The organism is Prevotella sp. TF12-30 (assembly GCF_003436715.1).
In the GTDB taxonomy this organism is placed as follows: domain Bacteria; phylum Bacteroidota; class Bacteroidia; order Bacteroidales; family Bacteroidaceae; genus Prevotella; species Prevotella copri_A.
Genome location: NZ_QSQJ01000012.1, coordinates 74414 through 85214, shown reverse-complemented (window position 1 = coordinate 85214; position 10801 = coordinate 74414). Strand labels below are relative to the sequence as shown.

Annotated in this window: 9 protein-coding genes and 1 pseudogene; 7 read left to right on the top strand and 3 right to left on the bottom strand. The window is 46.0% G+C overall.

Annotated elements, in window-relative coordinates; all coding sequences use genetic code 11:
• The 7 genes and pseudogenes from DXD25_RS06695 to rhaM all read left to right on the top strand — a co-directional run.
• A pseudogene (locus DXD25_RS06695) lies at positions 1-183 on the top strand (hypothetical protein); the annotation flags it as partial.
• A gap of 343 nt (positions 184-526) precedes the next feature.
• Positions 527-1558, top strand: a complete 1032-nt coding sequence (locus DXD25_RS06690; RefSeq protein WP_117662419.1) for a CNNM domain-containing protein — start codon at positions 527-529, stop codon at positions 1556-1558.
• Positions 1559-1910: 352 nt separating this feature from the next.
• The gene (locus tag DXD25_RS06685) at positions 1911-2786 is read left to right on the top strand and encodes an AraC family transcriptional regulator (RefSeq protein ID WP_117662417.1); all 876 of its coding nucleotides are present in this window, start codon (positions 1911-1913) and stop codon (positions 2784-2786) included.
• 299 nt (positions 2787-3085) lie between these two features.
• Positions 3086-4585 carry a rhamnulokinase gene (gene rhaB / locus DXD25_RS06680; RefSeq protein WP_117662414.1) on the top strand — a complete coding sequence of 500 codons (1500 nt, stop codon included), beginning with the start codon at positions 3086-3088 and terminating at the stop codon, positions 4583-4585.
• 52 nt (positions 4586-4637) lie between these two features.
• Positions 4638-5891 (top strand): L-rhamnose isomerase, encoded by a 1254-nt coding sequence (locus DXD25_RS06675; RefSeq protein WP_117662412.1) that lies wholly within the window; start codon positions 4638-4640, stop codon positions 5889-5891.
• A gap of 83 nt (positions 5892-5974) precedes the next feature.
• Positions 5975-7006, top strand: a complete 1032-nt coding sequence (locus DXD25_RS06670) for an L-rhamnose/proton symporter RhaT (protein ID WP_117662409.1) — start codon at positions 5975-5977, stop codon at positions 7004-7006.
• A gap of 67 nt (positions 7007-7073) precedes the next feature.
• Positions 7074-7391 (top strand): L-rhamnose mutarotase, encoded by a 318-nt coding sequence (gene rhaM, locus DXD25_RS06665; RefSeq protein ID WP_022110650.1) that lies wholly within the window; start codon positions 7074-7076, stop codon positions 7389-7391.
• 201 nt (positions 7392-7592) lie between these two features.
• Here rhaM and rhaD read toward each other — a convergent pair whose 3' ends face one another.
• From rhaD to DXD25_RS06650, 3 genes are all read right to left on the bottom strand, one after another.
• Entirely contained in the window at positions 7593-8402 is an 810-nt protein-coding gene (rhaD, locus tag DXD25_RS06660) for a rhamnulose-1-phosphate aldolase (RefSeq protein ID WP_117662407.1), read from the bottom strand.
• A gap of 276 nt (positions 8403-8678) precedes the next feature.
• Positions 8679-10124, bottom strand: coding sequence for a M56 family metallopeptidase (locus DXD25_RS06655; protein ID WP_117662405.1), 1446 nt, complete (start codon positions 10122-10124; stop codon positions 8679-8681).
• A gap of 92 nt (positions 10125-10216) precedes the next feature.
• Positions 10217-10579 carry a BlaI/MecI/CopY family transcriptional regulator gene (locus DXD25_RS06650; RefSeq protein ID WP_089544338.1) on the bottom strand — a complete coding sequence of 121 codons (363 nt, stop codon included), beginning with the start codon at positions 10577-10579 and terminating at the stop codon, positions 10217-10219.
• Between the last annotated feature and the right edge of the window lie 222 nt (positions 10580-10801).

The following is a 10801-nucleotide window of genomic DNA, read 5'->3' as shown; positions in this document are numbered from 1 at the left end:
GAAGGAATAGCTGAAGGTATGGAAAAAGGTAGAGCTGAAGGTAAGGAAGAAGGAATAGCTGAAGGCATGTCCCAACGAAGCCTTGAGATTGCCAGAAAGATGCTGGCTATGAATATCGATGAAGCTACCATTCTAAAATTAACAGGATTAAGCCTGGAGGAAATCAGAAAGCTGAAATCATAGATATTTCACCATCATATAGAATCTCCCTATAAGCACAGCTCTGCTGACCTATAGGGAGATTCTTGGCTAAAATAGCCTGAATCAGTTGCTAGCTAATAACATCCTTTACAAATATTTACTAAAAACATATTAAAACACACTAATATTCAACAAAATAACATCAGATTCATAGTTTTATCCATATCTTTGCAGAAAAATAGAACATAATTGTGATGATATTTACCAATACGCTCATATCGAATCAAAACAGATGTAATGTACCCCATTACATCCTCAACTGCAGTCTTCGGAAATAATACCTATCTTGCTTGAGATAACATATTATTAACGAATTAAAAATTACATGGGTTTAATCATATTATATTTTTTAGGTGCTCTGTCACTATCCTTTTTATGCTCCGTCCTGGAGGCGGTGCTACTTTCTACTCCGATGTCGTTTATCTCGATGAAGGAGAATCAAGGCAGCAAGACTGCCTCGTTGATGAAACAGTATAAGAACAACGTTGATCGCCCAGTGGGTGCCATTCTTTCGCTCAACACCATCGCCCACACCATCGGCTCTGCCGGCGTGGGTGCCGAGTCTATCAAACTCTTTGGCGAAGAATACTTCGGTATCATTTCCGCCATTCTCACCTTGCTGATTCTGGTGCTTTCAGAAATCATCCCGAAGACCATCGGTGCTTCTTACTGGCGCTCGCTGGCAATGCCATCCACCAAGATTATCCGGATACTCATCTTCATCACCTACCCTCTGGTACTGCTCTCAGAACTTATCACAAAGGTATTCACGCCTAAGAGCCACCAGGCTTCCATGAGCCGCGAAGAGGTTTCTGCCATGGTAGATGTAGGAACCACAGAAGGCATCTTCCGTGAATCGGAAAGCAAGATCATCAAGAGCTGCATCCGTCTGGCAGGAGTTAAGGCAAAAGAGGTGATGACACCATCCATCGTGGTAGAATCTGCTAATATGCATCTAACCACCAAGGAGTTTTACGAACAGAAGGAGTGGAATTTCTCACGCATTCCTATATATGATAACAATAAGGACTATATCGTGGGCTACGTTCTGAAGGATGTGGTTCTCAAATCGGTTTCAGACGATGAATTCCAAACCCGATTATCCGAGCTGATGCGCCCGATTCTTTCCTTCAACGAGGATGAATCGCTATATCAGATCTGGGAAAAGATGCTGGAAAAGCGAGAGCACATCTCCATTATCGTAGATGAATACGGATGCCTTCGCGGCGTAGTTTCCATGGAGGATGTGATAGAAACGATGACGGGCGTGGAAATCGTAGATGAAGACGATGTTGCCGTGGATATGCAAGCCTTGGCTAAGGAAAAATCACGCCTGATGATGCAGAAAAAGAAGTAAGAATAAAAAAACTCGTTGGCAAATACCAACGAGTTTTTTTTACTTGGCACCTGGCTTCACTTTGAGAGAGAAGTTACCATCAAAGTCTGTAACTGTACCCTGGGTAACTTTCTGTCCCTCGATGATAACAGACTTGTTTTTCATAGAATAAAATCGTTCAAGTATCATTATTATTATCCAAATCTTTGTTTTTTATACATTTCAGCACAAAGTTACATACTTTTTTGCATATATAATAAGGTATAGTGGATTTTTTTGCGTAATTTTGCCGATGAATAAGCTAAATGGCTCTGGAAGCAATAGCACCAGAAGATGAGCCAGGAGGCAAAACCCAGAAACAAAACAAAGCATTATGCAGACCAGCAAATACCTATTAGCAACAGAAAGAGACGCCGAATGGGGTCTCACCATCAGCACCGTGGGACGGGAAGAAATCGCCCCGGGAGAAGAATATCCTACCAAGGGACATGCCGATGGATATTACTTCGATATTCAGAAGGGAAGAACCCTTGATGAATACCAGCTTCTCTACCAGCCGGAAGGAGAAGGTGTGTTCCACTCTGCCCATCTTCCGGAAACAAAGATCAAGGCTGGAGACATCTTCCTGCTCTTTCCCGGTGAATGGCATACCTACCATCCATCAGGCACCAAGGGATGGAAAAGCTATTGGATCGGATTCAAGGGAAAGAATATCGACGACCGTGTGAAGGCGGGATTCCTGTCCCCTGAAAAGCCGATCTATCACGTGGGCTACAGCAACGAAATCATCAGCCTGTATGAAGAGGCTTACAAGACGGCGCAGGAGGAGGCTGCATACGCTCAGCAGACAATGGCGGGTATCGTAAACCATCTCATCGGAAAGATGTATTCCCTGGAGAGAAACATCATCCTGAGCAAGGACTCCAAGCATGTGGATATCATCAACAGGGCGCGCCTGCGCATCCGTGAATCTCTTGAGGATACACTCACCATCCAGGAGATAGCCCAGGAACTAGGCATCAGCTACTCTTCGTTCCGCAAGCTCTTCAAGGAGCATACCGGCTTCGCTCCAGCACTCTACCAGCAGACACTGAAACTGCAGAGAGCCAAGGAGCTGCTTTCTACCACCGATGAGAGCATCAAGGAGATTGCCTATCGCCTCAATTTCGAATCACCAGATTATTTCTCGGCTAAATTCAAGAGCCAGACTGGCATGAAACCGTCTGATTTCAGAAATACAACCCGATAAAAGAGCTTTTATTCATCGGATTACGCAGGGTTAACGGAACCTTAACTGCATTCCGTTTAAATTCGTGCGTAATCCGGGAGCAAGATTGTTCCGTTAACTCCGCATAATCTGATGAAGAAAAAACTCCGATGAAGAAAAAACTTAAATTTTTGATATTTCATAGAGATTCTTGACCCTCCGCCAAAAAACTAGGCTCTAATATCATTTTCTCTTGTTCCATCTTGCATATTCCCCCTATCTTTGCAATCGTAAACAAAAAACAATAGCAAATAACAATAACTTAAAATACACTCTAAAAAATGGAACAGAAGAAATACTTCTTTGCTGTAGATCTGGGTGCTACCAGTGGCAGAACCATCCTGGGAAGCTTATCAGATGGCAAATTCGATTTGGAAGAACTGACACGCTTCGACAACCGACTCATCGAAACCGGCAATCACTTCTACTGGGATATCTTTGCTCTCTTCTATGAGATCATCGCAGGTCTGAAACTCGTGGCGCAGCGCGGTATCCACATCGAAAGCATCGGTATCGATACCTGGGGATGCGACTTCGTATATGTAGATAAAAACGGGGACATTCTCCGCAATCCTCTCGCCTACCGCGACCCTCATACCTTCGGCGTGATGGAGAAATATTTCGACGAGAAAATCAGCAAGGAAAAGGTGTACGAGAAGACGGGAATCCAATTCATGAACTTCAATTCGCTCTTCCAGATATACGCCATGAGAAAGGCTGGAAACGTGGCTTTGGAGAATGCCGACAAGATTCTCTTTATCCCTGATGCCCTGAGCTATATGCTTACCGGTAACGCCATCTGCGAATATACCGTGGCTTCAACTTCCCAGATTCTCAACCCAATGACAGGCGATCTCGACAACGAACTCGTAGAGAGTCTCGGACTGAAGAGAGAGCAGTTTGGCAAGATGACCAACCCTGCTTCCATCATCGGCACACTCACCGAAGAGGTGCAGAAGATGACGGGCTTGAATGCCGTTCCAGTCATCGCCGTAGCGGGTCACGATACAGCCAGCGCCGTAGCAGCCGTACCAGCCAAGAACGAGGAGTTTGCCTACCTGAGCTCTGGTACCTGGAGTCTGATGGGTATCGAGACCAAAAACGCCATCATCAACGAGAAGAGTTATGAACTCAACTTCACCAACGAAGGCGGCATCGAGGGTACTACCCGATTCCTGAAGAACATATGCGGCATGTGGATTTACGAGCGCTGCCGCAAGGAATGGAAGGACGAAGCTGCTGCCAACCAGAAGGATATGAAGAGTCTAGGACATGCTGAGCTGATTGCCGAAGCGATGAAGCAGCCTGCCTTCCAGAGCATCATCAACCCGGACGATGCCTGCTTTGCCAACCCATCGAGCATGGTAGAAGCTATCAAGCAGTATTGCGAAAAGACAGGTCAGCACGTTCCTCAGAACTATGGCGAATTCTGCCGTTGCATCTTCGAGAGTCTCGCACTCCGTTATCGTCAGATTTTCACCTGGCTGAAGGATTTTGCCGACTTCGACCTCAACGTGCTCCACATCATCGGTGGCGGTTCGCTCAACCAATATCTCAACCAGTTTACAGCCGACAGCTGCGGTGTCACCGTTCTCGCGGGTCCTCAGGAAGGTACAGCCATCGGCAACATCATGCTTCAGGCAAAGGCATCAGGCTTGGTCAAGGATATCTGGGAGATGCGCCAAATCATCGCCAACTCGCTGGAGCTCAAGAAATTCGAGCCAAAGAACAAGGAGGCTTGGGATGAGGCATACGAAAAGTTTTTAAAGGTAAAAGGGTAAAAAAATAAAAGCATAAAAAAAATAAACAATAACAATAAAATACACAAAAACAATGAAAGCAGATTTGATTTTAAAGAATTATGAGATTGCTAAGGAGCGCTATGCTGCTCTGGGTGTAGATACAGACAAGGCTATTGAGACTTTGGAGAAGACTCCTATCTCTCTGCACTGCTGGCAGGCTGACGACGTGGTTGGCTTCGAGCGTGGCGAGGCTGCTTCTGGCGGTATCCAGAGTACAGGAAACTACCCTGGCAAGGCTCGCAACATCGATGAACTCCGACAGGATATCGAGAAGGTGAACTCTCTCCTGGCTGGTACTTTCCGCCTCAACCTCCACGAAATTTACGGTGAGTTCGGTGGCAAGCAGATCGACCGCAACGAGGTAACCGTAGATCAGTTTACAGGTTGGATGCAGTGGGCTAAGGAGCAGAACATGAAGCTCGACTTCAACTCTACTTCTTTCTCTCACCCATTGAGCGGAAATCTCACATTGTCAAATCCTGACCCAGCTATCCGCGAGTTCTGGATTGAGCACACCAAGCGTTGCCGCCGTATCGCAGACGCTATGGGTAAGTTCCAGAACGCCCCATGTATCATGAACATCTGGGTACACGACGGTTCCAAGGATATCACCGTAGAGAAGGGTCGCTATCGCGAAATCCTGAAGAACTCTCTCGATGAGATCCTGGCAGAGGAGTTGCCAAATATGAAGTCTTGCCTGGAGGCTAAGCTCTTCGGTATCGGCTTGGAGGCTTACACCGTAGGTTCTCACGACTTCTACGCTGGCTACTGCGCTAAGAACAACGTGATGTATACCCTGGATACAGGTCACTATGAGCCAACAGAGAACGTATCGGATGCCGTTTCAGCACTCCTGCTCTTCGTTCCAGAGTTGATGCTCCACGTATCTCGCCCAATGCACTGGGATTCAGACCACGTAACCCTCTTCGACGACAATACCCGCAACCTCTTCTCAGAGTTGGTTCGTGCCAACGCACTCGACCGTGCTCATATCGGTCTCGACTACTTCGACGGTTCCATCAACCGTATCGGTGCTTACATCATCGGTGTACGTGCAGCCCAGAAGTCATTGTTGCAGGCATTCCTTGAGCCACTGGATACCCTCCGCAAGTACGAGGACGAGGGCAAGCTCTTCCAGCGTCTGGCTCTCCTCGAGGAAGAGAAGACATTGCCATTCGGTGCTGTATATGATTACTTCAACCTGAAGAACAATATCCCTGTTGGCGAGGAGTACATCGCTGACATTGAGAAGTACGAGGCAGAAGTTCTCGCAAAGAGAAACTAATATATAAGCAAAAACTCCTAGGCTCATAGCAGCCTAGGAGCTTTTCGGTCTGTTTATACCTAAAAACCAAGCAATTAACAATTATGGAAATATTTATAGGACTTTTCATCATAGCCATCGGTGCATTCTGCCAGTCCAGCTGTTATGTTCCTATCAACAAGATCAAAGATTGGAGTTGGGAATCATACTGGATAGTTCAGGGTGTGTTCGCATGGCTTATTTTGCCTTTTTTCGGCGCTATGCTCGCTGTACCTAGCGGACATTCCTTCTTTGAATTATTCGACGGATTCGGCTTCAATGTGGCTATGAGCATGCTCTTCGGTGTACTCTGGGGCGTAGGCGGACTCACCTTCGGTCTCTCCATGCGCTACCTAGGCGTGGCACTGGGTCAGAGCATCGCCCTGGGAACCTGTGCAGGTCTCGGAACCATCATGGGTCCGGTGCTGCTCAACATCTTCTTTCCGGAACTGGATGCCCTCTCATCGCTCACCTTCAGCGTCATCCTCGGTGTGGTAGTCACCCTGCTCGGTATCGCCATCATCGGTGTGGCTGGCAGCATGAAGGCGGCATCGCTCTCTGAAGAGGAGAAGAAGGCTGCGGTAAAGGATTTCAACTTCCCTAAGGGTCTTGCCATCGCCCTGCTGGCTGGTTTCATGAGCGGATGCTTCAATGTGGGTCTCGCCTTCGGCGATGATATCCACTTCGGCACCTTCACCCCTGATATGTTCAAGACCCTGCCTGCTACCTTCCTCGTTACCGTGGGTGGTTTCATTACCAATGCCATCTACTGTTTCTATCAGAACACCAAGAATCATACTTGGAGCGACTATAAGAACGAGGAGGTTTGGGGCAACAACATCCTGTATTGTGCCCTGGCTGGTGCCTTGTGGTACAGTCAGTTCTTCGGTTTGTCATTAGGAAAAGGTTTCCTCACCGAATCCCCTACCCTTATGACTCTGTCTTTCTGCATCCTGATGGCACTCAACGTGGTGTTCTCAAATGTATGGGGCATCATCCTGAAGGAATGGAAGGGATGCTCATCAAAGACCATCACCGTATTAATCGTCGGCATCATCGTCTTGATTATCTCAAGCTTCCTGCCACAGTTGATTTAAAACATAGAACTAATCATAAAGTTCAATGTTCAATGTTCAAAGTTCAAAGTTCAAAGTTTTAAGTGATATGAAAAGATTTGCATTTAAGATGTATCTCAAGAAGGGATGCGAAAAGGAATATGCCAAGCGCCATGCTGCGATCTGGCCTGAGCTGAAACAGATGATCAAGGATCAGGGAGTAAGCGACTACAGTATCTTCTGGGACAAGGACACCAACCTGCTCTTTGCCGTTCAGAAATGCGACAGCGATACCAACAGCCAGGACACAACCAACGTGGATCCTATCACCCAGAAATGGTGGGATATGATGGCAGACATCATGGAGGTGAATCCTGATAATTCGCCTGTCAGCATCCCGCTGGAAGAACTTTTCCACATGGATTGATATAAAGATTTTAGTTAGCTTAGAAACAGAAAAAGCCCTCGAGCATCTCACGATGTTCGAGGGCTTTGTTTCACTAAACCCAAAAACTTTTACCTAATAACACTAAAACCTAAACCTATTACCTATAAAATGTATATCTAGTAAACCTATTATATCAAAATATTACTAACAACACTATATCAACTATTCATAACCTATGCCTTATCTTGGCAAATTGAAAGCCTTGGTCATCTCAGCCATTTCTTCCTGGCTCATACCATCAGGCTCGAATCCCATGCACTTGGAATCGATGTAAATCTTCGCACTCTTAGAGAGCACGTCAATCTGGTCGAAGGCATCCATTACATCCAAGCCCTTGGCAAAGACGCCGTGCTTCTCCCACATCACTACATCATAGTCTTCCAGCTCCTTCAAGGTTTCCTCAGCCAGCTTCAGACTGCCTGGCAACTGATAAGGAACGATACCCAGACCGAGTGGACAGAACGCCTTGGTCTCTGGAATCATACTCCAGAGCAGGTTGCTCAATACATCCTTGCCCATGAACTTCTTGTTGTGGCTCATGGCAATGAGCTCAATAGGATGAGTATGAACGGTAGCTTTGTAGTTGGAACCCTTTTCGATGAGACGGGCATGAACGCTCAGGTGGCTTGGCAACTCTGATGTAGGCATCACGGCGTTATCAGCGATGATGACATAGCTGGCGCAATCGTCGAGGATTCGGATGATAGAACCGTTCTCCATAGGCCAGCGAGCCAAGTCGCGCATACGTTTGCCTGTACCCTTGCAGAAGAAGTAGCAACCCTTCAAGGCTGGCAATGCTGTACCAATCTGCTTTACTTCGCTGATGGCAGGCAAAGCCTTGATCTCGTCATCTACTAAGTCGGTGATGTTCACGGTGATGTTACCACCATTACGCTCAGCCCAACCATTCTGCCAGAGGTATCCGGCAACTTCTGCAATCTTCTCGACCTCCTTTTTCAAGGCAGGACGACCTTCTAATACGCTATTCATTGTAATCTTGTTATTAGCTTGTTTAAAAATTCTGCTGCAAAAGTAGTGATTTCCCCTCATATCCAACCTATTCTTTTGATATTTGGGCTATGACATTTGGCATAACCCTCAAAATCGTGAAAAAATGCAGAAGGCGGCTCCTTGCATCACGCAAGAAAACCGCCCTTTTCATTCTACATGCCAATAGAGAATTCATACTCTATTGATGAGATGAGATTTATGCTCTTTTTTATTGAGTTGAGATTTATGCTCTTTTTATAACCAGAAATTGATATTCTATTTTTCTTCTTTCTTCCCTGGGGTTACATCTTTCTGAAGAGAGAAATTAACAGGGATGATATATTTTACGTTTACCGGTTTGCCATCCTGTGTACCAGGAGTCCAGTTAGGCATCGCCTTCACGATTCTCAAAGCTTCGGCATCCAGTTCCGGATCTACAGATCTTGCAATTCGGGCTTTGGTAACGCTACCATCCTTCTGAATGACAAAGGTTACAATCACACGGCCCTGCTTTTTGGCCTTGACGGCGGAAGCCGGATACTTGATGTTTGCAGCCAGATACTTCATCATCATTTCCTGACCACCAGGAAATTGCGGCATTGTCTCTGTTACATCATAAACCACATTCTTGGTTGTATCGGCTGGGGCTGTCGCATCAGAAGCCTTTGCTTCCGCCTTCAGTTCAGCTTCCAACTTTGCCAATTCAGCAGCCTTAGCTTCTTCTGCCTTTTTGGCTTCTGCGGCAGCTTTTGCTTCTTCAGCCGTCGGATTCGCCACAGCCACATCAGCATTCAGAGCCTGCTCAGCCTTCTGCTGAACCTCGGCTACTTCCGGAAACTGCTCGCCAATCTCACGAGCCACACTCTCGATGTTGCTCACCATAAGCAACGCTCCTGCTAAAGGTGCGAAAAGGAGGTACTTCGCCTTGCCTATTTCACTGGTTCTACGTTTGTTCATCATTTTAATTCTTTTTTTAAGAGGTAATAAATTAAAATTATTGGCAATCTTGGTCGATTCATTCGGCTGTCGATATGCCAAACCTAGAAGGTGATACTGATAGGATTTGCGCGCGTTGCCATCAGCTAATACACTTTCATCGGCTAAATATTCCAAATTCATTCTTACTTCCTGCTTCATCAGCCAGGCAAACGGATTAAACCAGCAGGCGATGGAGAAAAGCTCGGAGAAGAGGGTATCCAGGGAATGGAGACCCGAAACATGGGTGCACTCATGAACCATCACTTCGTGCAACTGCTTGCCCTCCAGGGTAGATGGATACATAAACACCCAGCGGAAGAAGGAGAACGGACTCCCCTCGCCTCTGAGAAAATGTACCGTAATGCCTTCCACCTCCTGCTTCCGGGAAATAGCTGCAAGGCGGATGATACTGAAGAGCTGCCATACCAAACGCAATGAGAGAACGGCAACTCCTGCCCAATAGATGCCCAGCAGCATATCTATCCAGGTTATGCTGGGAGCCTGAGCCTTTACAACCACCACGGGATAAAACGTGTCGGCATATACATTCGCCATACTCGCCATCGTTGGTGTATCGCGCACCCAATATTCCAGACTGAGTGCCGGAACCATCAGGGCAACGGCATAGATGAGCCAGAGGGTAAGGCGGCGAAGACCGAAGAAAGTATCGCGGCTCACCGTGAGGCGATAAAAGCCATAAAGGAGCATCAGGGCTACATTGATTTTTATAAGATATATTGCCATACAGTTTCAGTTTTTTATATAAATTAGTTATTGAACTTTCGCATATTAGCTCCACACGCCCTGAAAGGGCAGAAGCTTTCAATTACAGTTATTTATTCTTCCGAACTCTCAATTTCACGGATGATATCCTTGAGGTCCTCGGGACTGATTTTCTCGTCCTTGGCAAAGAAGGAAACCATTTCCTTGAAGGAATTCTTGAAGTAATTGTTCACGAAACCCGACAGGAACTTCCGCTTGTAATCGCTCTCGGCAATGAGTGGAGAATAGACATACCCCTTACCATCCCGCTCCGCCTTGACATATTCCTTGCGCTTCAGATTGTTCACAATAGAAGCCACTGTAGTATAAGGTGGACGAGGTTCTGGCAACAGTTCCATAATCTGTTTCACGGCACATCGTCCCAATCGCCATATCCGAAGCATAATATCTTCTTCCTGATTCGTCAGCTTTTCCATATTTCTATCATTATTCTTTTAAATTCAACATTCTTGTTTCTAAATCACGCTGCAAATCTACGAACTTTTCGTATAAGCACAAAATATTCTACGTTAAAAAACATAAATCAAGCTATATTTTAAGGTTTTACGAGCTTTTCGTAATACAAAGACGCAGACATTTACGAGATTATCGTAGAATTCACATTAAGAGAGCCTATATATAACAATGTACAAAAATAC

Excerpts from the sequence above, each read along its gene's own strand:
- rhaB (WP_117662414.1), top strand. The coding sequence starts at position 3,086 with ATGGAACAGAAGAAATACTTCTTTGCTGTAGATCTGGGTGCTACCAGT.
- rhaM (WP_022110650.1), top strand. The coding sequence starts at position 7,074 with ATGAAAAGATTTGCATTTAAGATGTATCTCAAGAAGGGATGCGAAAAG.
- DXD25_RS06655 (WP_117662405.1), bottom strand. The coding sequence starts at position 10,124 with ATGGCAATATATCTTATAAAAATCAATGTAGCCCTGATGCTCCTTTAT.
- DXD25_RS06650 (WP_089544338.1), bottom strand. The coding sequence starts at position 10,579 with ATGGAAAAGCTGACGAATCAGGAAGAAGATATTATGCTTCGGATATGG.
- DXD25_RS06670 (WP_117662409.1), top strand. The coding sequence starts at position 5,975 with ATGGAAATATTTATAGGACTTTTCATCATAGCCATCGGTGCATTCTGC.
- rhaD (WP_117662407.1), bottom strand. The coding sequence starts at position 8,402 with ATGAATAGCGTATTAGAAGGTCGTCCTGCCTTGAAAAAGGAGGTCGAG.
- DXD25_RS06675 (WP_117662412.1), top strand. The coding sequence starts at position 4,638 with ATGAAAGCAGATTTGATTTTAAAGAATTATGAGATTGCTAAGGAGCGC.
- DXD25_RS06685 (WP_117662417.1), top strand. The coding sequence starts at position 1,911 with ATGCAGACCAGCAAATACCTATTAGCAACAGAAAGAGACGCCGAATGG.
- DXD25_RS06690 (WP_117662419.1), top strand. The coding sequence starts at position 527 with ATGGGTTTAATCATATTATATTTTTTAGGTGCTCTGTCACTATCCTTT.